Raw genomic sequence first — 25,254 nt, 5'->3', positions numbered from 1 at the left:
CCACTTTGGCCACCTCGCCTATGAGGTCGAAAATATCTACGACATGTGCCAGCACTTGCAGGACAATGGCATCACAATCAACCGCCCCCCCCGCGACGGGCGCATGGCCTTTGTGCGCTCGCCCGACAATGTCAGCATTGAGTTCTTGCAAAAAGGTGAGCCGCTCGCCCCCGCCGAGCCTTGGGCCAGCATGGACAACACCGGCAAATGGTAACAGCCGAATGGTAAAGGATCGCATCGCATGATCAAATCTCTGGCAGCCCTCGCCCTGAGCCTCGCGCCCCTTATCGCCGAGGCCCAAACCGAGGGCTGCCGCCTTGCTTTGGTGCTTGCGATTGATGTCTCCTCTTCCGTCGATCAAGGCGAATATGCGCTGCAAAGCGGTGGCCTCGCCTCCGCGCTGATATCCCCTGATGTTGTGCGCGCCTTTCTCGCCTCGCCTCGCCCCGTCGCCCTCGCGATCTTTGAATGGTCGGGCCGTTACAATCAGGTCATGGTCCTAGACTGGGTGATGATCCGCTCGCGCGCACACCTTCTTTATGTCGCTGAAAAAGTCGCTCGCTTTGAGCGCAGCTATGACGAATTCCCGACAGCTATGGGCTATGCCTTGGGCCACGCCGCAGGTCTCCTTGAGCGCGCACCCGCCTGTGACGCCAAAACAATCGACATTTCAGGCGATGGCGTCACAAACGAAGGCTTCCAACCAAGCGACGCCTACAACGCTTTCAATTTTGAGGGCGTCACAGTCAACGGGCTCGTGATCAACGGCGCCGACCACGAAGGTGAAACCGACCTCGTCCCCTACTACCAAAAAGAAGTGCTCCACGGCGCAGGCGCTTTCTTGCAAGTCGCCCAAGGTTTTCGTGACTTTGAGCGCGCCATGGCCCGCAAGCTCGAGCGCGAAGTCGCCCCTGGCTTTTTCTCGCAAAACCAGTTCCAACCTTCGCCCAACGAAAAGGGCGCACCGTCTCTGGTGCGCCCTGCCCGTATCGCTCTACCTCTTGTCCCCGGCTCTGCTCAGCCTTAGTAAATGTAGCGGATCTGGTCTGCCCAATAGCGCTCCATACGCTTAAGGGCGCTCGTAATGTCTTCCAGACCCTGATGGCTAAGCACCTGCTTGTTGACCAAGCCATCGGCATGGCGCTGGAACAACTCGGCCACGACCTTATGAATTCTGCGCCCCTCAGGCGTCAGCTTGACGCGCACAGGGCGTCGGTCAATCTCGCATCGCTGATGGTGCATATAGCCCATTTCAACAAGCTTCTTGAGATTATAGCTGACATTGGAGCCCTGATAGTAACCACGGGTCTTCAATTCCCCCGCCGTCACTTCGTTGTCGCCAATATTGAAAAGCAAGAGTGCCTGCACCGCGTTGATCTCCAACACTCCACCCCGCTCGAACTCGTCCTTGATGACGTCCAGCAGGAGCCTGTGCAAACGCTCTACAAGTGCGAGCGCCTCCAGGTATCCTGACATGAAACTGGCTTCAGGCCCGTTTCCCATTTGCATTTGAAAGCTCATTCTTTTGTCTCCGTCGAAACTGCTCAACGGAGAACCTGAGCTAAAAAGCCGAAAAATAAGTTAAACCCAGAGGGTATTTGATAAAATGCAATCTAGATGGCGTTTCCGCGCGCCCTGTCAGCGCGCAGAAACATGCTCGGCAATCTCTTCAATCAGACCCGCAAGGCCTTGTGGAGCTGGCGTTTGCCCGCTTACCCACTGATACAAATCATGATCATTTTCTTCGAGAAGGTTTTCGTACAAATCAAGCGCCTCAGGGTTCATTTCGGCAAGCCGTGCCTCCGAAAAGCGCATCAAAATCAGATCCATCTCTTTAATGCCGCGCCGCATGGACCGCATTCTGAGGCGCTTCAGGCGGTGCTCGTGCGATTCTTCAGTCATTCTCAGTCCACCCAACTACGAAGTTTCTTTTCCAGCGCCCCGAGACGGTTCGCTGTTCGCAAAGCACGGCTTTTAAGATCAACGATCTCGGCCAGTATCTCGTTCATATCCTTGTCTTCGCGTGTCTCGCTCATGACGGGCTCGACGCCGTCGCCAGTCCCGTCCAGAAGCCACATCATCGAGACATTCACCATACCCGCCAACATGCTCAAACGGTTGGCGCGTGGCTCCGCCATGTCGTTTTCCCAGTTCTGGAGCGTCACGAGTTTCACACCAAGGCGCTTGGCCAGCTGTTTCTGGGTCATCCCCGCCGCCTCACGGGCGCCTGCAACGCGGTCCCCAAAGGTAGATGTTTCGGGGTCAAACCAGTCTTTTGTCATCTCGTCAGACATATCTCTCCTAATCCGCCGATCTTCCTTGATCCGCTTCACTCTCCAACCTAAGACTTCTGCAACCCAATGCAAACTAGGTTTATGCCCATGTCCTTCCTGTCCAAGACCCTTTCCCGCGTCAAACCGTCGCCCACCATCGCAATCAGCACAAAAGCGGGCGAACTGAAGGCCGCTGGGCAAGACGTGATCAGCCTGTCGGCCGGCGAGCCCGACTTTGATACCCCGGATCATATCAAAGCCGCCGCAATCGCCGCGATCAATGCAGGCAAGACCAAATACACCGCCCCTGACGGTATCCCCGAGCTGAAGCAGGCAGTCTGCGACAAGCTCGCGCGTGACAACGGCCTCTCGTACACGCCTGCTCAGGTTTCGATCGGCACAGGTGGCAAGCAAATCCTTTACAATGCGCTCATGGCCACCCTGAACGAAGGTGACGAAGTCCTGATCCCCGCGCCCTATTGGGTCAGCTACCCCGATATGGTCCTGCTGGCAGGCGGCACACCCGTGATTGCCGCCGCCAAAGCCGAAAACGCATATAAGCTCATGCCCGAAGAGCTTGAGGCCGCGATCACACCCAAGACCAAGTGGTTTATCTTCAACTCCCCCTCAAACCCCACAGGCGCGGGCTATACATGGGACGAGCTAAAAGCCCTTACGGATGTGCTCCTGCGTCACCCCCATGTCTGGATCATGTCCGACGACATGTATGAATTCCTCGCCTTTGACGGCTTCAAATTCTGCACCCCTGCGCAAGTCGAACCCAAGCTTTATGATCGCACGCTCACCTGCAACGGCGTCTCCAAGGCCTATGCCATGACAGGCTGGCGCATAGGCTACGCCGCAGGCCCCGTCGAGCTAATCGGCGCCATGCGCAAAATCCAGTCCCAATCCACTTCAAATCCGAACTCAATCGCCCAATGGGCCGCCCTTGAAGCGCTCAATGGCAGCCATGACTTTATTGCAGAGAACAATGCAGTCTTCACCCGCCGTCGCAATCTTGTGGTCGATATGCTGAACGCCTGCGAAGGCATCACCTGCCCTAAGCCCGAAGGCGCATTTTACGTTTACCCGTCGATTGCAGGGCTCATAGGCAAGACATCGGCCCAAGGAACCCAGATTGATACGGACGAAGCCTTCGCAACAGCGCTTCTCTCCGAAACGGGTGTCGCCGTGGTCTTCGGCGCAGCCTTCGGTCTCAGCCCCGCATTTCGCATCAGCTATGCCACATCAGACGAAGCATTGGTTGACGCCTGCACCCGTATTCAGGCATTCTGTGCGTCACTGACCTAAAGAAATCTGAGGAAAATACATGGTCGCCGAACTGCCACCATATTACTTCCGTGTTCGTGACAACGGCGCTTTCGTCTTTCGGGTCGATACCGAAAACCGTCAGCGCCGTATCGAAATGGACCAGATCGCTGTGGTCAATATTCGCAATGGTGAAATCAAGCCCCACGGCGGGCGCGAGCTCACACCAGAAGACTTGGCCGCCATCAAACAGTGGATGGAAGAGCGCAATCGCCTTCTCGCCTACCGCGACATCGATGATATTCACCGCGCGGTGGACTATCTCAACACCACAACCCAGTGGGCACAGTCCAAAGCCACGGATGAGCAGCTCGAAGCCGTCACTGACGCGATTCTTCTCGCAATGCATGACTTGCGTACAACCCTTGTGCGCAAAAAGTCCGAGCGCCTGCTGCAAGACTAACGCAGCGCATTAGCTCACTTCACGGTAAGCCCACTCATCTTCGCGACAATCGTGCTGTCTGTGTCGTCGCTGTCCGCCGACACAGCAAAGCCGACAAGTGCTTCAGGCGCGCCCCCAAAGGCCCGCTTGTAGTCAGCGGCAAAGTCGACGTTTTCATTATGCGCCCCCGTCCCTGCGCCACGCAAAACAACTGTCTTCCCGCGCGCCCCCAGATAGGGGCTGGCCAAAGATGCGCCGCGTTTGTGCGATCCGCCCCAAACATAGACTAAAACGCGGACCTGATCATTGCCCAGAAGCTTGGTCACTGACGCCCCCTTCAGCCGCGACGCCTCGGCGCGGGGCATAAATACCGCATATAGCGCGATATTGCGGTCGTCCCCGCCCTTGTTGCGTAGGTCTGTCGCAGGCACAGAGCGCTCCACGGCCCATGACCAAGCGGCAGAAGTGCTGCCCCATAGCGCCTCTGGCAAGGGCTTATGGATCAGCGAAACAGACCCTTCAGAGCCGATGCTCAGACTGCGCCCGCCATAGCCATAGTCATTCTTGGAAAACAGCGAGAACTTCTGGTGCTTCCACCCTGCATCAAAGCTCACCGCCTCGGCAGAGGCCTTCATCGGCAAGGCCAGAACAAAAGCAAAAACAAGGCAATTTCTAATGAACTGGCGCATTTCAGGCTCCTGTTGGCTTCACAAACGAGCCTATGCTGCAAACGCACGAAAGCAAATCAAGCTTGCTCCGCTGGCCTCACAGTTGAGTGATCCGGCTTTGGCCGCCAGCGTAAAAACCGCCAGATCAATAGCACAGCCGCGACGGCCAGCCCGACCGCCAGCCCGAGCCATATCCCGACACCGCCCAGCCCGAAGGTCACCCCCAAGAGATAGGAGACAGGGACACCAATAATCCAATACGCGATCCCTGCGATCACCATAGGCACGCGCGTATCCTGAACCCCGCGCAACACCCCAAGCGCCATGACCTGCGCCGCATCCACGAGCTGAAACAGCGCTGCGGCCGCCATAAGCCCGACGCCAATCGCCATCACAGCCGGCGCATCAGGGTCACTCGGATCCAAAAACGCGCTCAAAAGCAGCTCAGGCATCACAAGAAAAACAACAACAGCTAGGCTCGCAAAAATCATCGACATCCCGAAGACAGTATAGCCTCCGTGTCGCAGGGCACCGATCTCCCCGCGCCCAAAGGCTCGCCCCGCGCGCACGGTGGCCGCATTGCTCAGGCCCAGATGCACCATAAACGCGAGAGAAATCACCTGCATCGCAATCCCGTGCGCCGCAAGCTGCAGTGTCCCGATCCAGCCCATCATCACAGAACTCGCCGCAAACAGTCCGACCTCGGCCAGAGCGGTAATCCCGATCGGCCAGCCAAGCTTGAAAACCTCACCAAATGCTTCCCAATCCGCGCGCCAAAAGCGCACAAAAAGCTGGTGCTCAGGCGTTGCCCATTGCGCGTAAGCCATGATCAGCACCAACGACAGCAGCTGCACCACAAGCGAAGCCCACGCCGCACCAACAATGCCAAGTTCAGGCGCACCCCAATTTCCAAAAATAAGCATGTAATTCACCAGCGCATTGGCAAAGACCGCCGCCACCGTGATCCAGAGCACAGCCTGCGTCTTTTCCAACGCCGCCAGAAAGCTCTTAAGCGTCATCACCATCAGCGCCGGAAATATGCCCCAGCCTGCAATCGCCAGATAATCCGCTCCCATAGCCGCTAGCTCGGGCGCTTGCCCCAAAGCCAAAAGCACATGCTCAGCAAACAAAAAGAACGGCATCACAGCGACACCAAACATGATCGAGGCCCAAAGCCCCATCCGCGTGACCCGCCGCGCCTGACGCTCATCGCCCGCGCCTTCCGCTGTCGCAACCTTTGGCATCACTGCCCAGGCAAAGCCCGATCCAAAGATGAAAAAGACAAAGAACATCGTCCCCGCCAAGACCTGTGCTGCCAAAGCGTCGACATCATACCAGCCAAGCATCAGCGTATCGATCAGCGTGATCATCATCTGCGCCACATGGCTGCCAACAAGCGGCAGCCCAAGCACGAGATAAGCTTTGATGTGGTCACGCGTTGTCTGGGTCATAAACAAGACCTACGCGGCGCAGGAAGGCGGGGCAAGACTTGTCACATCAACACAGCGCGCGCTGCGTTACCTAATTTTGCGTTAACAAACACCTGTTTCAGGCGGTGCACGGGTTGTGCACGCCTTGTGCACGCTTTTCAGCCCCCTAGAATCACAGTGGTTTAGGCCTGTTAAGACATCAAAACGCCGCCTTCACCGCGCCTTAAGGTTGGTCTGCCCGTGCTGTTTAAGATTGTGTCTATACCGCCTTTGCGCTTTAGAGGGTGACGCTGCGCAACCCAGAGGCCCACCCCCATATGACACACACTCCAAACCCGCTTGAGCCTCTCCCCTTAAGGCTCGCGAAACGCATATTGCTCGTGGTTTTAGGCCCTGTCTATTTCCTCTACATCGGCTTTGTGCCGCTCCTCTGCGCGCGCCGGAAAGGCTTTCGCGGCTGGTATTGGCGTACCGTCAAACGCGCCTGCTCGCGCCTGCTAATGCTGCTTAGCATCCGTGTGGAAATCTCGCAAAAAGATCAAGAAACACTGGCCCATGACACCGACAGCCTGATCGTCATCAACCACCGAAGCCACCTTGACGGCGTCACGCTAATGGACGCCATTCCTGATAGCAAATGGTTCACCTTCGCGGCCAAAAAAGAGCTCTGGGACGCGGCGTTGCTCAGCACAGGTTTCAAAGGCGCTGGGCTTGTCGAGATCGACCGCCAGAGCGGCAAGGTCGCCATGGAAACTCTGACATCCGCAGTTGAAACCATGCCAGCGCGCCGCTCTGTTGTGCTCTTTCCAGAGGGCACACGCGTCACTTCTGCTTCCCTCGGCCCCTTCAAAGCAGGCGCCATCGTCGTCGCCCGCGCCACAGGCCGCAGCATCCGCCCGATCGTCATAATAGGCTCCGACACCCTCCTGCCACGCGGTAAGCTTTTGCCCCATAGCGGCTTGATAACGCTCAAGGTTTTGCCACCGTTTTACTGCGATTCCTCGGCCTCGGTCGAAGCCGATCTCGCACGCCTTCACGCCGCAATGTCGGCGATCTTTGAGAGCGGTGCTTAAGGCTCGCGGAAAGCTTCGCGTGATTTGTAGAGCGGCTTGAGCAAATAAGTCAGAACGGTCTTAGCCCCCGTGTGCAGCTCCACATTGGCCTGCATTCCGGGGCGGATTTCAATGCGGCTCTGGCGCGCATTGAGCTGGCTCATATCGACTTTCACAGTCACTTTATAATGCGCCGAAGCATCAGGATCGCGCGCATTTTCGTCCTTGAACGTATCTGCCAAAATCACATCCACCTCGCCTTTGAGCGAGCCATATATCGTGTAATCATAAGCCGATAGCTTCACAGTCGCCTCCTGCCCACGGCGGATATTGGCGATGTTCTTGGGCTGCACCCGCGCCTCGACAAAAAGCTCTTCATCCAGCGGGATGATCTGCAATATCTCCTCACCAGGGCGTACAACCCCGCCAATCGTTGTCACGGCAAGCCCGTTGACGATCCCGCGCAACGGCGCGCGCAGCGTGGTGCGGCTAAGCTGGTCCTGTCCCGACTTCAAACCCTGTTTCAGCGTCGCGATTTCCTTGAGCGTGTCAGAGTATTCTTCAGCCCGCTCAAGCCCTGTCTTGGTGACAATCTCGTCATGGCGGATCTTGGCGTCGGCATAAGCCTTGCGCGCCCGCGTCACTTCGATCAACGCCACAATCTTCTTCTTGAGAAGATCTTCCATAAGCTGCTTTTCCTGCTCCGCCTGCGCAAGGACTTGGCGCGCGCCCTCACGCGCTGTCGCATACTCGGTCTGGCGCGCCACCAATAGTGCTCGCTCAGAGGCAACAATCTCTGGGCTGCGCACCTGCAAAGCTTCAGGCACACCAAACTCATGGCGCCCCTCCAGCTCGGCCTCCAGCCGCAGACGGCGAATATCAAGCGCAATGATCTGGTCTTGCAAATCATCAACCGAAGATTGGAACTGCGTGCCTCTGAGGCGTGCAAGCACATCACCCTCGGCCACAACCTGCCCTTCCTTCACGAGAAGCTCGGCCAAAATACCGCCCTCAAGGTTCTGGATGATCTGCGGTCGAGAAGATGAAATCATCTCACCATCCGCGCGCACAATCTCGTCAACCCATGCAAAAGCAGCCCACAAAATAAAGATAAATACAGTCGCAGCACAGAGCCAGATGGTCAGGCTCGGCCCACGCATCTTGACGCTGAGTTGCCCCGCAAGATTGGTTGATGTCGCTGCATTCATGCTGCCCCGCCTCCTGCACCCTTATTGAGATGCGCCAAAACCTGATCGCGCGGCCCATCCACAGCCATACGACCGTTTTGCAAAATCAATGTGCGCGTGGTCAGCTGCAAAATCGGAACCCGATGCGTCGCAATGACAGCCGTGCGCCCCTTGAGCCAAGTCTGCAAACGGTCCACAAGAACCTTTTCAAGCGTCTGATCCAGTGCCGCCGTCGGCTCGTCCAGCAAGCAAATCTTGGGGTTCTGCAGCCAGAGCCGCGCCCAGCCGATAGACTGGCGCTGACCAATTGACTGCCCTGATCCGCCATCACGAATATCCAGATCAAGCCCCTTGGCGTGGTTCTTCACAAACGGCCCTAGCCCCGCAAAATCGAGCGCCTCAAGCAAGCGCGCATCATCGCGCTCCAACATGTTGAGATTGAGATTGTCCCTGAGCGTCCCTGCAAAAAGCTTCACCTCTTGGCCGAGATACCCAACCATACGGCGCAAGTCGCGGGGATCGATCTGCCCCATTTCCATACCATCAAGCAAAACACGGCCCTGCGTCGGGGCATATAGCCCCGCCAATACCTTCAGAAGCGTCGATTTTCCCGAACCATTGGAGCCAAGAACAGCCACAGCCTCTCCAGCCTTCAGCTGCAAGGCGGCCACATCGAGCTGCGGCTTGCCGCCCTCGTCATACTGAAAGCGCATCTCATGCATATCATACGCCCCTGCGAGGCTCTCACGGCGCAAATAACTGCGCCCCTCAGCGCGATCCTGTGGCGCATCAGCAATAGCATGGAGTCCATCGAGCGCAGCCTTAACATTGCCCCAACGGGCCATCGTTCCTGTAAGTTGGGTCAAAGGCCCAAGCGTACGGCCCGTTAACAACCCGACAGCAATGATAGAACCAACGGTAAAATCACCTGCAAAAACGAGGTAAGTCCCCATAATCACAGCACAAACATAAGTCGCTTGCTGCACGCCCTGAGACCAGAACGTCAGAGCTGAAGCAAGCTTTCGTTGTTCGCTCGACTTAAGCGCAGACAAGGCTGTCAGCTCTTCCCAAAGGCGACGGATACGGTCTTCTGATCGCTGTGTTTTAACAGTATCAAGCTCGAATATCGTCTCATGCAACATCCGGCTTGCCTTGGCGCTCGCCCCTTGCGTTTCTTTGGTCAGCCGGATCATTTTTTTCTGGAGGAAAAACCCAGGAAGAACCATCAGAATACCACCAAGGACGAGCACCCAGACAACGTTTCCTGCGATGGAGGCCACCAGCAGGAGAAAAACAAAAATAAACGGGATATCCGCCAGCGCCCCGGCAGTAGAGGCGGTAAAAAACTCTCGCACAGAGCCAAACTCGCGCATCGAGCTGAAAAGCTGGCTTGGCTCTTGCCCCGCCCGTTCGCTGCGCATGCCAAGGATGCGATCCATCAACAGCTTCTGCACCCCAAGTTCGATCTGCCGCCCCGCCCCGTCCATAAGGCGCGCACGCGCAATCTTGAGAAGAGCTTCCATAATAATGGCAAGACCCGCCCCAGCGGCCAGCACCCAAAGGGTCGCCTCGCTCTGATGCGGGATCACGCGGTCATAGACCTGCAAACTAAAGAGCGCCACAGCCACAGCCAGCAGGTTGGCGACGAGCGATCCGAGCACCACCTCGCCAAAAGCGCGACGAAAGCGGCCGAACTGACCCCAGAACCAATGTGGTAAACGTGTTTCGGGGGTATGCGCACGGCTGATCTGCTTCAGCTCGGCCTCAGCTTTCACGACAAGCCCTGTGAAATAGGGTTCAAACTCTCCCAAAGGCACAAGCGCGCGATTGTCAGGGCAGGTCTTGTCATAGATCACGAGCGCTGAGTCTTCCTCGCCCATGACAAGTAAAAACTGTCCACTCGTCATCACAGCAAGCGCAGGCCAGTCCGCATTGATCGCGTGGTTGACAGTCTCGACAGAGGTGTTCAGCCCCTGCTTTTGCAAGGCTTCAGCCAAAATACTCGGCTGCGCAACATCCGCTTCGCTTGTGCGGTGCTCCATACCTTCGAGCAAATCACGCGCCACGCAAGCCACACCCAAAATCCCTGCTTAGGTCGCCGCAAGTTCTGCCCTCGCCTTGAGCCGCTCGCCTTTCGGGGCGGCTGCCAAAGGCACAACAGAGGGCGCTGCATTCGCTGGCCGCGCCATCACTTTCATGGGCTTAATCTGGCCGATAACAGGCGTCTTGCCGCGCTCAGCGGCCCGTTCGGCGGCAACACGCACCGCGTGCCCCTCGTCATCCACCACCCGCCGCTCGATCCGGGGCTTAGCCTTCTGCTCTATGGCAGGCTCCCGCTCAGGCACCACCTTTTACATAGGAGCAGGCGCCGTCTGATTGGCGACAGATTTTAGCTTGGCCTTCCCGCCAGCCTTGATTGTCAGCGAAAGCGGCTTCTTCTGGGTCAAATGTCGTCCCCATCCGCTAAGAGACCAAGGTCCTTGGCCATATCAAGCCGCGCACGTACCAGATCGTATTTGACGGCAATCTCGCTCTCCGCCTGTGCTGCATACGTTTCATAAACTCCAACCACATCCATCACCTGTCTCTGGCCCGCATCATACTGGCTCTGAAACAAATCAAGGTTGGCCTTTGCTCCCCCCGTCAAAGCACGCGCTTCAGCAAGCTGACGGTTGAGTGCAGCGGTTTCGGCCTCTTGCTTGGCAAGGCGACGGTTGGCTTCCTCCTGTGATTGTGCCACACGGCGGCCCGCGGCCTCTTCCGTCGCGGTGATGGCTTCAAGATTGGCGCCCATACCGATCCCGATTGGGTTGGTTGGCGCAACGTTTCCAGTCAGACCTCCCCCGTTTGAAGACACAGAAGCCGAAACTGTGGGCAAATAGCCTGCACGGTCAATCTGCGCATTGGCGATCGAACGGCCCTTCTCGGCTTCTGACAACAAGACTTCCAAAGGCTGCGCGCTGTAGCGGCTCACCTCAAGCTGTGTGATACCCTCGACCTCGCCCAGCTTTTTCACAGACATAGCATTGAGCTCGGCCACAGAGGCCAGAGCAATCTCGGTTTCAGCGTTAAATTGTGCCTGCATCTTTGCAAGCTTGTGACGTATCACGCTAAGGTCAGACATATCTGATACCCCGCCCTTGACCCGCTCCGTCATGATCCATCCAAAATGCTTCATATCCTCAAGCGCACCGCCGAGCATAGTGGCCGTCTCGCGTGCTTCTTGCCCACGCAGATAAAGCATCAACGCCGTATGCACGCGCTCGTTTGTATCAATCGACAAGTTCACAGCCGCCACTTCCACATCGGACTTGGCAAACTCGCGCTCGGCCTTCTTGCGCCCGCCCGAGTAAAGCACAGTGTCGAGCACGATGCTGGCCACTGCATCACTTAACGATGTGAGGGAAATACTTGGCCCCAATGTGGGCAGCCCGTTCTTTGATTGCGCCTCAGCGCGCAGTCGGGCCGAGCGCAGCTCGCTCTCTGCCGCGCGTGAATTGGCCGCCAAGACAGGCGTGGCAACGCGTTCAAATGCGCTGCCTCTGGGCAAAACGCTTTGCCGTGCCTGAAGAGAAGAAATCACAAGCGACTCCGCCGCTTCCTTTTCCCGCTTCTGCACAGCCTGCGTATCAAGATCCGCCGCTTTAAAGCGGCTCACCTCTGGCAAACCCGACATGCAACCGCTCATCAAGGTAACCATTAAAATTGCACTCGTGGCCCTTAGGCCCAATAGGTTCTGCCCCATAGATCGCCCCGTTTTTTATTAGGCGTTATAATTTTGGGTGAACGGGGGCGCGCCAAACACGCGCGCCCATGCTCAAATCTTAAATCACAACCGTGACATCGTCGTCGATCAACACAGTGTGGTCATCACCGATGGTATAGACATCATATGTCTGTCCACCTTCGCTGACAATCGCCGTTGTCTTGACCGCGCCAGTGATGTTGACTGTGTCGTCATCCCCGCCATGGATTGCCAAGGTGGTCGAATTCTCCGCAAAGGCCTCGATCTGATCCAGCGAGAGCGTCAGATTTGTATCTTCCGCAAAGGTCAGATCAATCGCCTCGATTTCAAGGCCAGCAAGCCCCGTGTTGACACTGCTCATGTCGATATTGGAGTTGCCCGGATCATCCAGTGCCATAAGGGTACTTGAAACGTTGCCCGCATCATCCGTGGCGGACACAACAAGGTGCGACCCATCTGGAACAGTGCGGTCAAAGCCGAAGACGTTATTGCCGCCAACACGCGCCGCACCGTTTTCATCCGCAATCAGCGTAACACTATTGTCTTGCGCCACCTCATACACCGCTTGTGTATCCACACTATCTTGCACCCAAACAGCCGCATAACCGTCATCGACACTCGTTTCCGCAAAGATTTCAGGCGTATCTGGTAGCGCTGCATCAATATCGATGGTCTGCGTGAGGCTGTCCACGTTGCCGGCTGCATCACGAGCATTAACCACCAGATCAGCACTGTACTCCTCCGCCGAGAAGGCCGAGGCAGGCAGATCAAGCGTCCAGTTCCCGTTGGCATCAACCGTGGCGTTATAGGTCTCACCGCCAAAATCGACCGTCACAGTAGAGCCGGCCTCGACTTGGCCAGAGACGGTAATCCCATCACGGATTTCAGTGGCATTGAAAACAGTGTTGCTGCCTTCCTGAACAGCCCCGCCTGACAATGCGTTGACGAAGGTGTCAAACTCGACATCGCGTGACGCTGTCGCCGTGTTACCTGCGCGATCCGTCACAGCCACTTGGAGCTGATAAGTGTCTTCCGCATCTGGCAGATCGTTTTTGGGGAAGGTCACAGACCAATTCCCTGCAGAATTGACTGTCGCATTGCGCGACACACCGTCAATTGTCACAACAACCGAGGTCGAGCCTGCTTCTGTTGTGCCGCTAAACGTCACGCCATCGTCGCGCTCAGCGCCGTTGATCACGTTGTCTGTGGTGACATTATCCACCGAGACGCCAAGGTTGCGCACTTCGGTATCGACTTCAACAGAGCCAGTCACGGTGCGACTGTTGCCAGCCGCGTCCGTTGTTGTGGCCGTAATTGGCGCCGTATACTGTCCGCCAGCGATCTGGCTCGCGCCAAAGTTGGCTGTCCAGTTGCCGCTTGCGTCCGTCACAACATTTACGGTGGCCGTGCCCATCTGAACCTGAACCAGATTTCCCGCATCCGACGTGCCACGCACAACCACACCCTGCGTCAGCGTCGAGCTGTTGCCAGCCCCGTCTGTCGCCACAGCGGTCATAGTAAACGTGCTGCCGTTTGATTGTGGGATTTCGCCTGCTGAGTAGCTCACAGTCCAGCTGCCATTGGCCGCCACGTTTGCAGCGCGATCGATCCCTGCAAAGTTGACCATAACTGTGGAACCAGGCTCCACCGTTCCGCCAAAATTCACGCCGTTTAGCGCTTCTGACGCACTCACAACATTGTCGCTACCGCCAGTGGTCGTATTGATCATGTAGTTTTCAACCAACGTGTCAAACTCGACAGTGCCAGTTGTACTTGAGCTGTTGCCGACAGCGTCTGTGGCCGTCACGCTGACATTGCCTGTGTAGTCTCCGGTGCGCACCTCACTCGAACTGTAACGAACCGTCCAGTTGCCCTGCGCATCGACTGTAGCATTTTGCTGAACGCCATCCAGCGTCACAACAATGCTTGAGCCAGGCTGTGTTGTGCCCGTCAAAGTCACACCGCCGCCATGCTCGCCCCCGTTGATAACTCCGTCAGCACCACCATTCGCACCGCCAAATGTGACGTTGCTGATCGTATCTACAACAAGAGTTTCAACCGTGGTGGTTGAGTTGCCGTAGCTGTCTGTGGAAACGATGGTCACATCAGTCTCATATTCTCCACCCTCGACTTCACTTGTCGAGAAGGTCACAGACCAGCTGCCATCCTCACCCACAACTGTCTCATGGGTCACTGAGCCAATGGTAACCGTGAGCGCGGCACCCGCCTCACCCGTGCCACTAATCTCTACACCATCACTGTAGTCAGCTGATGCCACCAAATCACCCGTAGACTGAACACCATCCGCCAAGTTAATGGCTGGCCCTGTGAGGTCCACTGTCACGCTCGGCCCCTCAAGGCCAGTGACCGTGCCGTTAGGCTCGGTGATAACAACGCCCGCAGCATAGCCGCCATCAGCTGGGAAAGTCGCACCTGCAAATGTCGCAGACCAGTCGCCGTTTTCGTCCGACACAACTGTCACAACCTCTTCGCCGATTGTCACAACAACCTGCGACCCCGGCTGCGCCGTTCCCGTCACCTCAACAACCTGATCCGCTTCGGTCACATCGTCACCGTCGATCACAACTGTCGCATCATTCACGGTTGGTTCAACATAAACAGGTGTACCGCCACCACCGCCGCCGCCAGAAACGCCACCCAGCACGCCGATACCACCCGCAACAGCCGCCGCAGTCCCAACGCCGCCAAGACCGCCAAGAAGCCCAACTGCGCCAAGCATCGAGACCTCTTCCTCTTGGCCCATCGCCGCATGCGCGACCTCCGTGCCATCCACGAAGATCAAATCATCGCCAGCGCCGTATTTGCCCCATGTCTCTGCAACACCGTATTGGCCATAGAGCTCGCCATTGGCGCCATCGACCAGCGTCACTTCGCTGATGTATGTGTCCGCAGATACGTAGAGCTTAGCCACTGGTGTGCCCGAGCCGTCAAAAAAGTTTTCCAACAGGATCACGCGCCCATCAACGAGCGTAATCTCAAGATTTGTGCCCGCACGGCCATAGCGAACAATGTCGCTCTGCCGTAGGTTAAAGGAATACTCCCCACCCGCACTTGCTTGAATTGCTGTAAGATTTTGGTCTGCTGATACGTTTCCACGATCAACAGAACCCGTGCCACCACGGGCAACGAAACTAATAGGTTCCATCACTACACCACCATTTGCCTCAACATGAGCGGCGTCATTGAATGCGCCGCTTTTCTGCCACAATGGTTACCCATAAAAAACGCATTTGAATAGTGTCTATTTAGGGGGAACCCCCAAAATACTGCGTCATACCTAATATTTAGGGGGTTTTCCGTTGCACGCCTGCAACAAAGCAAAATGCTGTTTATGCTCTCAAAGCCAGCAAAACAGCCCACTTGGAGCGCTATTTCAAAAATACATGCCCCGTCATGCTCGCGGGAATATCGGCTCCCAAGCGGCTCAAAATAGTTGGCGCAATCTGGAGTTGGTCGATTTCCGCGTCCTGATGCGGCCCCTGCCCATCGCCAAAATAATATAGCGCCGTCAGTTGTTGCAAGTCGCCCTTGCCGCCGTGATGTCCACGATCGTCCTGCCCGTGGTCTGCCGTCACAATGATCTCGTATCCCATAGCGCGCCACTTCGGAATAAACGGCGCCAACATCTCGTCCATGACGGCGCAAGCATGGTCCATCTCCTGACAGTCATGGAAAAAGCGGTGCCCCATGCTGTCGAGCGTGCAGGTGTGCAGCATGCCATAATCCAGTCCAAAACGCGCACATAGGTTTGTCAGCGTCCCAAACAGGTCCACATCAGAAGGCGTCATCTGATTGACCAGCCCATACCCCGTCATTGTATGAAAGCGCCCATGGTTGATCGTCGCGCTCTCGGGCTCGTCGTATTCAATGTCGCGCACATAGTCGAAAGGATGGCGGTTGAAAAACTCGCTCCAGAACGAATGCGCCACAGCCCCCGTCACGCCGCCCACCTTGCGAACAGCGGCAAACACATCTTCCTCTTTGAGACGAAAGACGTTCCCGTTGCCAGTACAGCCGTGCACCTGCGGGCTCACACCCGTGTGCAGGCTTGCATAGCAGCTCGCCGAAATCGACGGCAAGACAGCTCGGTGCACAAAGCGCTGTGCCTCCCCGCTGTCCACCCAGCCTTCCAAGTTGCCAAACAGCCTGCGAAAATTGCGCAAAGGCACCCCGTCCAGAATGATCAAAAGTAATTTGCGCTTCATCGTTATGTCTACCTCGCCGCAGTCTGCAGCTCAAAACTGTTCAGCCTAGCTTTTCTCTCTCTAAACGTTCAGGGGAGAAAGGTTTCCAAAGCCAGCAAGCTTTGGAAACTGAAAGGGGCAAAGCCTCTCTCGCCACGGTTGCGCTTTCGCCGCGCGAAAACCCGACCCTTTCTCAGTTCCCCGCGCTTTCCATCTTGCGGTTCGCAATCACGTCTTCCAGCCAGCCGAGCTTCATTTCGGGCACAGAGCTCAGCAACAGGTCGGTATAGTCGTCAAATGGCGGGCTCAAGACCTCGGTCTTTGTGCCATACCGCACCACCTCGCCCTGATACATCACGGCAATACTGTCCGCGATCGCCCGCACCGTTGCGAGATCATGCGTGATAAAGAGATAAGCCACATTCTCGATCTTCTGCAAATCCAGTAGAAGTTTCAGAATGCCGTCCGCAACGAGCGGATCAAGCGCGCTTGTCACCTCGTCACAGATAATGAGCTTTGGTTTCGCTGCGAGTGCGCGCGCAATACAGACCCGCTGCTTTTGTCCCCCGCTGAGTTCGGCGGGGTAGCGGTCCTGAAAGCCCTTACCAAGTTCGATCTCGTCCAAAAGCTCCTGAATACGCTTCTGCTTCTCGGCGCCCCGCAACCCGAAGTAAAACTCAAGCGGGCGGCCAATAATAGTCCCCACGGTTTGACGCGGGTTCATCGCAGTATCCGCCATCTGATAGATCATCTGCAACTCGCGCAAGTCTTCTCGGGGTCGCGTGCGCATCACAGGGTTAAGGTCACGCCCCGCAAAATGCACCCGCCCCTCGCGCTGTGGCAACAGCCCTGTGATCACCCGCGCCAGCGTCGATTTTCCAGAGCCACTTTCTCCGACAACAGCGAGCGTCTGACCAGGGTGCACCTCGACATTCACATCTTTCAGAACATCAAACTTCGTGCCTTTGTAGCGCGCCGTTATATTCTCGCAAATCAGGACAGGCTCGCTTGTGGGCTGCTTTTCCTCGTGGTCAATCGAGCGCACAGAGACAAGCGCACGGGTGTATTCTTCTTGCGGCGCATTGATGATCTGATCAACGGAGCCATATTCCACCATCTCACCCATCTTGAGCACCATGATGTCATCACTGACCTGCGCTACAACAGCCAGATCATGCGTAATATAAAGTGCCGCCACACCAGTGTCGCGAATGGCCTCCTTGATGGCCATCAAAACGTCGATCTGCGTGGTCACATCAAGCGCAGTCGTCGGCTCATCAAACACCACAAGATCAGGCTCAGGACAGAGCGCCAGCGCCGTCATACAGCGCTGCAACTGCCCACCCGAAACCTGATGAGGATAGCGCCTTCCGATACGTTCAGGCTCAGGCAATCCAAGCTTTTCAAACAGTACAATCGCGCGCGCCTCGGCCTCGGCCTTGGTGAATTTCCCATGTCGGATCGCAGCTTCCGTAACCTGTTCCAATATCTGCTTTGCAGGGTTGAAGCTCGCAGCCGCAGACTGGCTCACATAGGTAACTTCCCCACCGCGCAAGGAGCGCAGATCGCCCTTGGAGGTTTTCAAGATGTCGCGCCCATTGACCCAGACTTCGCCGCCCGTCAGCTCAACGCCGCCGCGCCCATACGCCATGCTGGCGAGGCCAATGGTCGACTTGCCAGCGCCGGACTCTCCAATCAGGCCCAGCACTTTTCCTTTTTGCAGATCAAAAGAAACACCGTGCACAATCTCGATATCATGCGGCTTTTCTCCGGGCGGATAGACTGTCGCCCCGATCTTGAGGTCACGTACTTTGACAAACGCTTCAGTCATCCGCGGCCCCCTTTCAGGCTGGTGGTTCGGTTCAATACCCAATCCGCCACAAGGTTCACACTGATCGCCAGCGTCGCAATCGCAATCGCAGGATAAAGCGCGGCCCCGATGCCATAGATAATCCCGTCTTTGTTTTCTTTCACAATCCCGCCCCAGTCTGCCAGCGGCGGCTGCACACCAAGGCCAAGGAAGCTCAGCGTCGAAATAAACAAGACCATAAAGATAAAGCGCAGGCCCAGCTCGGCCACAAGCGGGCTCAGTGCATTTGGGAGGATCTCCCGAAAGATCACCCAAAGCCGACCCTCACCGCGCAGACTGGCGGCCTCGACATATTCCATCACATTGATATCGACGGCCACAGAGCGCGCCAAACGGAACACGCGTGTCGCGTCCAGCAATCCCATGACCAAAATGAGCACAGGGACCGTCACGGGAACCATAGCAAGGATCACAAGCGCCAGAATAAGCGAGGGGATCGCCATCAAAAGATCAACCAAACGGCTCAGGAGCTGATCTGCCCAGCCACCCAAAACAGCGGCCAGAAAGCCAAGCGTCGACCCAGTCACAAAGCTCAGGATTGTGCCCGCCGTGGCAATAAAGATCGTTGTCTGCCCACCATAGATCATCCTTGTGAGGAGATCGCGGCCAATGTTGTCTGTGCCCAGCAGGTGCTCGGCACTCGCTGGCTCCCAAACATCGCCGACAATCTCGGCCATACCATAGGGCGCCACAAAGCCCGCAAAGATTGCCACAAAGAAATAGACCCCTGTGATCATCAAGCCAATGAGAGCCGAAAGAGGGATATTCTTAATCATTTAGGATGCCTCAATCTCGGGTTCGCCAGGATCGAAATGATATCTGCCAGCATGTTAAGCCCAATGTAGATTGCCGCAAAGATCACGCCACAAGCAAGCACAACAGGCACATCTCGCTTTGTCACCGCATCGACCAGAAACTGCCCCATGCCTGGATAGACAAAGACAACTTCAATGACGACTACGCCCACCACAAGGTATGCCAAGTTCAGCATTACCACGTTCACAATCGGGCTCACCGCGTTTGGAAAGGCGTGTTTGGCAATCACGTTGAATACGCTGAGCCCCTTGAGCTCGGCGGTTTCGATATAGGCCGATTGCATCACATTCAGGATCGCGGCCCGCGTCATCCGCATCATATGAGCCAAAACAACGAGCGTCAGCACCATCACAGGCAAAACAATCGACTGAAGCTTTTGCCACAGAGACATATCATCATTGATCATCGCAAGCGCCGAGCCAAAGCCAAGCTTCACCGCGAGGAAATAGACCAGTACATAGCCGATCAGAAATTCAGGAATAGAAATCGTCGTGAGCGTCACGCCCGAGATCAGCTTGTCAGGCCAGCGGTTGCGATAGCGCACGGCCAGAAGCCCCAGAAATATTGCCAGAGGGACAGAAACAATCGCAGCCCAGAACGCAAGGAACAGCGTATTGCCAAGCCGCTTGCCAACACTTTCCGCAATATCAAGACGGTTGATAATAGAAACCCCCATATCGCCCTGAAGGATGCCGCCAAACCACTCGAAATACCGCGTGGTAGCCGGGCGATTAAGGCCCATCTCCTCGCGCAGGTTGGCAAGGCTTTCAGGCGTGGCCGCCTGCCCCAATACGGCTTGTGCCGCATCTCCGGGCAAAGCTTCGGTCAACCCGAAAATCAGCACAGAGGCGGCGACAAGGAGGAGTATGCCCAGCGTAAACCGCTGGGCAATCAGTTTTATAATCGGATGCATGAAACTCTCTCGCTTACGCGAGCCATGTTTTATGCGTGATGTATCCATTCATGAGCTCTGCGTTCGGGTCAGTTTCCCAGCCCACAACGTCATTGCTAACCGCATCGACAAAGTCGTTGAACATCGGGCAGATAAGGCCGCCCTCGTTGCGCACGATCATACCCATTTTGGAGTACATCTCTTTGCGCTTGGCAGTGTCGAGCTCGGCACGCGCCTTCACAAGCAAATCGTCAAACTCGGCGTTCTTGAACTTTGTGTCATTCCAGTCTGCCGTAGAGAGATAGGCCGTTGTGTACATCTGGTCCTGTACAGGACGACCGCCCCAATAGCTCGCGCAGAACGGCTGCTTGTTCCAAACTTCTGACCAATAGCCATCATTCGGCTCACGCTTGATCTCAAGCGGAATACCCGCCTGTGCCGCTGTCTGCTGGAAGAGCGCCGCCGCATCGACAGCCCCCGGGAAGGCCCCATCCGCAACGCGCAGGATGATCGGGCTGCCATCATGGCCAGACTTTTTGTAATGCTCTGCGGCTTTGGCAAGATCAAATTCACGCTGCGGGATGCTTGCGTCAAACAGCGGATAAGCCGCATTGATCGGCATGTCATTGCCCACAGAACCATAGCCCTGCAAAATTTTCTCAACAATTTCAGAGCGGTTGATGGCATACTTCAGCGCCATACGCAGCTCGTTGTTGTCAAAAGGTGCTGTGTCGGCATGCATGATAAATACATAGTGCCCACGGCCTGGTGTCGAATTTACCGTCAAGTTTGGCGCGCGCCCAAGAAGACCCGCAATTTTTGGTTCGACGCGGTTGATCGCGTGGACCTGACCAGACTGAAGAGCAGCCGTTCGCGCCGTCGCATCGTTGATAACGATGATCTCAACGCCATCGTAGTTCGCCGCATCACCCCAGTAGTTTTCGTTCCGAGAATACACGTGACGCACGCCAGGCTCATCCGCCTCAAGCTTGAAGGGCCCGGTGCCGATACCTGCCCCTGGATTGTCCATGCCGCCATTTGGCTGAATCACAAGGTGATAATCCGCGATCAGATAGGGCAAATCCGCGTTGGCTTCATTCAGCTCAACTTTGAGTGAATCTCCGTCGATGCTGACGTTTGAAATCCCCTTCATGATGCCAAGCGCACCAGATTTTGAGTCTTCATTCGAGTGGCGCTCCATCGTTTGAAGCACATCCTCTGGAGTCATGGTCTTGCCATTGTGAAACTCAACATCCTTGCGGATCTTGAACATCCAAGTTTTCGCATCAGCCGAGCTCTCAAAGCTCTCCGCTAGCTTTGGCGCAAGTCCGCCGTCCGCACCAACTTCCACAAGGGTTTCGCCAAATTGGCGGCCGTTGTGAAACGGCACTTGGCTGGCATATGTCGCAGGATCAAGCGAGTTTGTGCTTTCCCCACCGACAGAACCGAGCTTAAACACGCCGCCCTTTTTGGGGCCTTCCGCATAGGCCGCGTCTGCAAGCATTGTGGTGGCTGCTGCCGCCGTCACACCCAGCGCGCTGGCCTTGCCCATAAAGTCGCGTCGCGACAGTTTGCCTTGGGCCACACGTTTCTTTAGATAATCAAGTTCGTTGGTCATTCTCTTCTCCCGTTGAAAGTCTCGCCGCTTCGAGGCGGCTTTTATTGATTACTGAGTCAATGAAAGCCGATTGCGTCTGAGACAGCAAGCATTTTCTCATGACAGTTTTGTGGCATTTCTCACATCATATCGCGGGCAATCGCCTCCTCAACATCGCGCTCATAGATCAGAACGTTGTTCTCATAGGCTTCAAGACGCCCACTCAGATAGAAGGTGTTAAGGTCACTTTTCATCTCCGCAAAGGTTTCGGTTCGCAATATTATGTCGTCGCGTTCGGTTTCTTCCGTCCAATGCGTGCTCCCCCGCGCCGAAAGCGGGTCATCAGGGTGAATCACCCAGGTCTCCCGTGACACCCCGCCGCTCACAAGCCCGTGCGCACTGTCACGCCGCTTGCCAAAATCGTCATTGATGATCAGCGTGATCAGCCCCGTCTCGTGGTCCGTAATCTCTCGCTTCTCGTTGCGTGGCGCGCGCAGCTCTTCTGTTTGCCAACCGTCCGCACCCGTCGCCTCTTCAAAGCTCCACTCGTCGGCGTCTGCCAAAGCCCGCTCAGACAGCAGCAAAGCCCCGCCACTCACAGTCACACGCCCCGCTTCTGGCGAAGGCCAGATCAAAGGCCAATAGGCTGTCGATACCGCCACAGCAATGCGATGCCCCTCAGGCACACGATAGGCAATGTGATCAAGCTCGATCTCAAGCTCGACAGGCTTTCCAATCGGCATCTCCTCGGGGGCCGCCGAGCTCTCGCGATGCGTCAGATTGAGCACGCCAAAGCTGATCCGCGTGCACGCACCGTCTGGATGCACATGGTTAAGGCGCACACATATCTGCCCTTGCGCCGTCTCACTTGCCAAAGTGAGGCGCAGCTTTGACCGCCCCACAATATCAACAGAGCGCGCAAGCGCAGGCACCGTCCAAACAGCGGAGTATAGGTCATCCACCCGCTGATCGTCCGAAAGCTCTGGCCCACGGCCAATGGCGTAATACTCTCCGCCGCCGAGCCCACAGTGCTGCGGCGAGGCAATCTCGACATGCGTCCCGCCCTCGGAGCCGAGCCGCCCGTCTGGGCCAAGAGGGTACTCACAAATTTCACCGCCGCTCGTGGCATCAGCCAGCCAAACGCCCTCCCGCGGCGCATTGAAACGACTGGGTCGATAGCCCTCCATCAGATAGCCGCGAAACGCAGGGTCGCTCTCGACCCCGGTCTCGATCCCCTTCAGCCACTTATCCCACCAACGCTTGGCCTCTTGAAGAAAGCCGATCCGTGGCTCAGGCGTAGCGATATGTGGATAGAGATGCACCCAAGGCCCACTGATCCCTTTCGCGCCTTCGATGTTTTCAATCAAAGCAGGGACCGCGTTCTTATAGCCGTCCGCCCAGCCTCCGATGGCCAAAACCTTGGCCTTAATGCGGCTAAAGTCCTCACAGACAGAGCCATGCATCCAGAAACTGTCGCGCCTTTGATGCTTAAGCCAGTTGGCAATCAGAAATGGCTCGCTCTTTAACCGCTCCATCCAAATCTCGCGCCAATCCTCTCGCAACTCGGGATCAGGTGGGCGAGAGGAATAGGCCCACATGGTCGAAGACCATGCGAGGTTTTCATTGAGCAGGCACCCGCCCTTGTAGTGGATGTCATCTGCAAAGCGATCCACAGTGGAGCAGATCGAAATCACCGCCTTGAGCGGCTCGGGCTGCAGATAAGCCGTTTGGAGGCAGTTGAACCCGCCCCAGCTGATCCCTTGCATCCCCACAGTCCCGCTGCACCAGTCCTGAGCAGCAAGCCAGTGGATCACCTCACAGGCATCTTGTAGCTCTTGCTGGGTGTACTCGTCCTCCATGTGGCCATAGCTGTCACCATTGCCGCGCATATCGACCCGCACCATGGCATAGCCGCGCGCCGCCATCCAAGGATGGCTGATCTCATCCCGCGCACATGTTCCGTCGCGCTTGCGATAGGGCAAGTGCTCCAAAACTGCTGGTACAGGGTCCTCCCCCGCATCAATAGGCATCCACACCCGCGCCGAAAGACGCACCCCATCAGACATGACTATTGCCAAATCAGGAATATCAATGATCTCTCGTAAACCTTGTTCGCTCATGTTTTAGAGTGTGGCCTGCTCTGCGCAGGTGTCAAGCGTTCTAGCTTATCCCGCCATCCGCATCGGCAGATCTTCGGCCACAGGGGCTGACTCTGGTGCGCCACCCCATGTCATACTGATCGCACAATAGGGCCGCCCACCATAATCCACATGCGCACCGATCTCGGCTGCATCAAAACCGATGCTCCGCACAATCGCGCCAAAGTTTTTGCGGGTAAACGCCAGAAGTTCCACAGCCTCCACCTGCTCCATGTACTCTGCAATGGTCAAAAACAGCGCCTGCAAAGCCCCCCTGCCCGCAGCTTCAACACGGCTGATCTCCCAAACGCCCTCCGCCTGCGGCGCAGGCCGCGTGCCAAGTATCGAAGGCGGAATACCAGGCAGCAACCTAAGCGTTGCATCGCGCATCATATAGCTAAACTCGACAGTGCCGTAAGACACCCGCGCCAATGTCGGTAAAAGCCTCGCATAGCCTTCCACAACCCCGCCCCGCTCGACCAGAATATAAACTGTCTCAGCGCGGTCGTATTGGTCCTGCTCGATATGCGCACTGCACGGAATGTCCCACCCGAGCTTTTCGTGAAACAACACGCGTCGTTTGCGCAAATGGTCATGCACAAGCGCGCCATAAACGCCTCTGTTTCGGTCGGTCACAACAATACGGTTCCACATATGAAAAGCCCCCAGACAGGCTGCCGCGCGAAATCTGTTTTACTCGTGGCAGCCTGTTCAGGAAATACAACTTAAGGTTGCACTTCAAGCCAAAACGACCCCACCCGCTCAAAAATAAGGTTAACGCTGCAAAGGTGGAGCTAAACAGCAAAAGCCACTCAGAAAGACTGCAGGAATTACTACAGACCGTTTTCCGCAAGGCTGTTCAGCAAATCAAGAAGCTCATCCAGCTTGTCTTGCCCGACGCGTGCGCGCAGCTTTTCGGCGATCTCAAGGCTTTCCGGCTGCGCCGCCACCAACATATCGCGCCCTACTGTTGTGATTTCAACATGCACACGACGGCGATCTTCAGGGTTGCCTTTGCGTGCAATCAGCCCCTTCTTCTCCAGCAGCTGCATGATCCGAGTCAGAGACGGGTTGAGCAAACAAGCGGCCTCGGCAATCTCTTTCGGATCCATTCTACCGCGCTCATCCAGCACGCGCATCACACGCCACTGCTGTTCGGTCACGCCGATTTTGGACAGCATCTGCCTGTAAGGCGCCATAATAGCCTCCCGTCCACGCAACATAGCTATCGGCAAGGACCGCCCTGTGCTTGGCAAAAGATGGGCGGCGGTGCAGGGTTTATCTGTATCACTTTGGCTCATGCGCTCCTTTATGCGCAATGTGGGCTTTTGAGCAAGCAATTTGGCACTCAAAGCGCGCGAAGAGCCGCTCTGGCTGCGCACAGCGCCTCGAATTTGCTTCGCAAATCCGACCGATGCGAGAGGGCGCTGCCCTCTCGCGCTCTCCCGAGATATTTCTGGAAAGAAAAAGACGAATGCTCCTTGCCCACTTCCCTGCCCACGTCTCCTCTGCCATAATAGCCAAAACCCATAACAAGACGAGCAGCGGTACATGTCAGACGATCTCCTTTCCGGCGCGGGCGCAAGCCCCGACAGCTACGACGCATCCTCCATTCAGGTGCTCGAAGATATGGAACACGTCCGCCTGCGCCCCGGCATGTATATCGGCGG

Annotated in this window: 21 protein-coding genes and 1 pseudogene; 5 read left to right on the top strand and 17 right to left on the bottom strand. The window is 56.3% G+C overall.

What is annotated here, in order from left to right; translation table 11 throughout:
• Together P8O11_RS03040 and P8O11_RS03035 are read left to right on the top strand one after the other, a co-directional pair.
• The coding region (locus P8O11_RS03040; protein ID WP_367186826.1) for a VOC family protein at positions 1-214 on the top strand (214 nt) is incomplete at its 5' end.
• A gap of 27 nt (positions 215-241) precedes the next feature.
• Positions 242-1,027, top strand: coding sequence for a DUF1194 domain-containing protein (locus P8O11_RS03035; RefSeq protein ID WP_300291509.1), 786 nt, complete (start codon positions 242-244; stop codon positions 1,025-1,027).
• On the opposite strand, the gene P8O11_RS03030 is transcribed toward P8O11_RS03035, so the two are convergent.
• The 3 genes from P8O11_RS03030 to P8O11_RS03020 all read right to left on the bottom strand — a co-directional run bounded on the left by P8O11_RS03030 (position 1,024) and on the right by P8O11_RS03020 (position 2,294).
• Positions 1,024-1,521, bottom strand: a complete 498-nt coding sequence (locus P8O11_RS03030; RefSeq protein WP_300291507.1) for a winged helix DNA-binding protein — start codon at positions 1,519-1,521, stop codon at positions 1,024-1,026. The two genes, P8O11_RS03035 and P8O11_RS03030, sit on opposite strands and share 4 nt — an antisense overlap.
• 117 nt (positions 1,522-1,638) lie before the next feature.
• Entirely contained in the window at positions 1,639-1,902 is a 264-nt protein-coding gene (locus P8O11_RS03025) for a succinate dehydrogenase assembly factor 2 (RefSeq protein ID WP_300291505.1), read from the bottom strand.
• Positions 1,903-1,904: 2 nt separating this feature from the next.
• Entirely contained in the window at positions 1,905-2,294 is a 390-nt protein-coding gene (locus P8O11_RS03020; protein ID WP_300291502.1) for a helix-turn-helix transcriptional regulator, read from the bottom strand.
• Positions 2,295-2,381: 87 nt separating this feature from the next.
• Between P8O11_RS03020 and P8O11_RS03015 the strand changes: the two genes are divergently transcribed.
• Both P8O11_RS03015 and P8O11_RS03010 read left to right on the top strand, forming a co-directional pair.
• Entirely contained in the window at positions 2,382-3,584 is a 1,203-nt protein-coding gene (locus tag P8O11_RS03015) for a pyridoxal phosphate-dependent aminotransferase (protein WP_300291500.1), read from the top strand.
• A gap of 19 nt (positions 3,585-3,603) precedes the next feature.
• Complete coding sequence (locus P8O11_RS03010; protein ID WP_300291498.1) at positions 3,604-4,005, top strand: hypothetical protein; 402 nt, start codon at positions 3,604-3,606, stop codon at positions 4,003-4,005.
• Between the two features lie 14 nt (positions 4,006-4,019).
• Here the strand turns inward: P8O11_RS03010 and P8O11_RS03005 are convergent, their stop codons facing one another.
• Both P8O11_RS03005 and P8O11_RS03000 read right to left on the bottom strand, forming a co-directional pair.
• On the bottom strand, positions 4,020-4,673 hold the full coding sequence (locus P8O11_RS03005; protein ID WP_300291496.1) for a DUF3047 domain-containing protein: 654 nt from the start codon (positions 4,671-4,673) through the stop codon (positions 4,020-4,022).
• A 56-nt stretch (positions 4,674-4,729) separates the two neighbouring features.
• Complete coding sequence (locus tag P8O11_RS03000) at positions 4,730-6,103, bottom strand: MATE family efflux transporter (protein ID WP_300291494.1); 1,374 nt, start codon at positions 6,101-6,103, stop codon at positions 4,730-4,732.
• A gap of 296 nt (positions 6,104-6,399) precedes the next feature.
• Here P8O11_RS03000 and P8O11_RS02995 point away from each other — a divergent pair, with 296 nt between their 5' ends.
• Entirely contained in the window at positions 6,400-7,155 is a 756-nt protein-coding gene (locus tag P8O11_RS02995; RefSeq protein WP_300291492.1) for a lysophospholipid acyltransferase family protein, read from the top strand.
• Here P8O11_RS02995 and P8O11_RS02990 read toward each other — a convergent pair.
• From P8O11_RS02990 to hpaR, 12 genes and pseudogenes are all read right to left on the bottom strand, one after another.
• Entirely contained in the window at positions 7,152-8,342 is a 1,191-nt protein-coding gene (locus P8O11_RS02990; RefSeq protein ID WP_300291489.1) for an HlyD family efflux transporter periplasmic adaptor subunit, read from the bottom strand. The two genes, P8O11_RS02995 and P8O11_RS02990, sit on opposite strands and share 4 nt — an antisense overlap.
• Positions 8,339-10,510, bottom strand: a pseudogene (locus P8O11_RS02985) (ATP-binding cassette domain-containing protein). Before P8O11_RS02985 ends, P8O11_RS02990 begins: the two are co-directional and overlap by 4 nt.
• Before the next feature lie 254 nt (positions 10,511-10,764).
• Positions 10,765-11,997 carry a TolC family protein gene (locus P8O11_RS02980; protein ID WP_300291487.1) on the bottom strand — a complete coding sequence of 411 codons (1,233 nt, stop codon included), beginning with the start codon at positions 11,995-11,997 and terminating at the stop codon, positions 10,765-10,767.
• A gap of 148 nt (positions 11,998-12,145) precedes the next feature.
• A complete protein-coding gene (locus P8O11_RS02975; protein ID WP_300291485.1) occupies positions 12,146-15,232 on the bottom strand; it encodes an Ig-like domain-containing protein in 3,087 nt (1,028 codons plus the stop codon).
• 223 nt (positions 15,233-15,455) lie between these two features.
• Complete coding sequence (locus P8O11_RS02970) at positions 15,456-16,292, bottom strand: alkaline phosphatase family protein (protein ID WP_300291483.1); 837 nt, start codon at positions 16,290-16,292, stop codon at positions 15,456-15,458.
• Between the two features lie 172 nt (positions 16,293-16,464).
• Positions 16,465-18,102: an ABC transporter ATP-binding protein gene (locus tag P8O11_RS02965; protein ID WP_300291481.1), complete on the bottom strand. Its 1,638-nt coding sequence runs from the start codon at positions 18,100-18,102 to the stop codon at positions 16,465-16,467.
• The gene (locus P8O11_RS02960; RefSeq protein ID WP_300291510.1) at positions 18,099-18,914 is read right to left on the bottom strand and encodes an ABC transporter permease; all 816 of its coding nucleotides are present in this window, start codon (positions 18,912-18,914) and stop codon (positions 18,099-18,101) included. Before P8O11_RS02960 ends, P8O11_RS02965 begins: the two co-directional genes overlap by 4 nt.
• Complete coding sequence (locus P8O11_RS02955; protein ID WP_089888149.1) at positions 18,914-19,870, bottom strand: ABC transporter permease; 957 nt, start codon at positions 19,868-19,870, stop codon at positions 18,914-18,916. The genes P8O11_RS02960 and P8O11_RS02955 overlap by 1 nt, the downstream gene beginning before the upstream one ends.
• A gap of 13 nt (positions 19,871-19,883) precedes the next feature.
• Entirely contained in the window at positions 19,884-21,467 is a 1,584-nt protein-coding gene (locus P8O11_RS02950; RefSeq protein ID WP_300291478.1) for an ABC transporter substrate-binding protein, read from the bottom strand.
• A 119-nt stretch (positions 21,468-21,586) separates the two neighbouring features.
• Complete coding sequence (locus P8O11_RS02945; RefSeq protein WP_300291475.1) at positions 21,587-23,566, bottom strand: CocE/NonD family hydrolase; 1,980 nt, start codon at positions 23,564-23,566, stop codon at positions 21,587-21,589.
• Between the two features lie 45 nt (positions 23,567-23,611).
• Positions 23,612-24,238, bottom strand: a complete 627-nt coding sequence (locus P8O11_RS02940) for an acyl-homoserine-lactone synthase (protein WP_300291474.1) — start codon at positions 24,236-24,238, stop codon at positions 23,612-23,614.
• A gap of 179 nt (positions 24,239-24,417) precedes the next feature.
• Positions 24,418-24,885 (bottom strand): homoprotocatechuate degradation operon regulator HpaR, encoded by a 468-nt coding sequence (gene hpaR / locus P8O11_RS02935; RefSeq protein WP_300291472.1) that lies wholly within the window; start codon positions 24,883-24,885, stop codon positions 24,418-24,420.
• Positions 24,886-25,254 lie beyond the last annotated feature (369 nt).

The sequence above is a fragment of the Lentibacter sp. genome, assembly GCF_029254145.1.
Classification (GTDB): Bacteria; Pseudomonadota; Alphaproteobacteria; order Rhodobacterales; family Rhodobacteraceae; genus Lentibacter.
The sequence above is the reverse complement of the archived record's forward strand: the minus strand, read 5'-3'. Positions and strand labels throughout refer to the sequence as shown.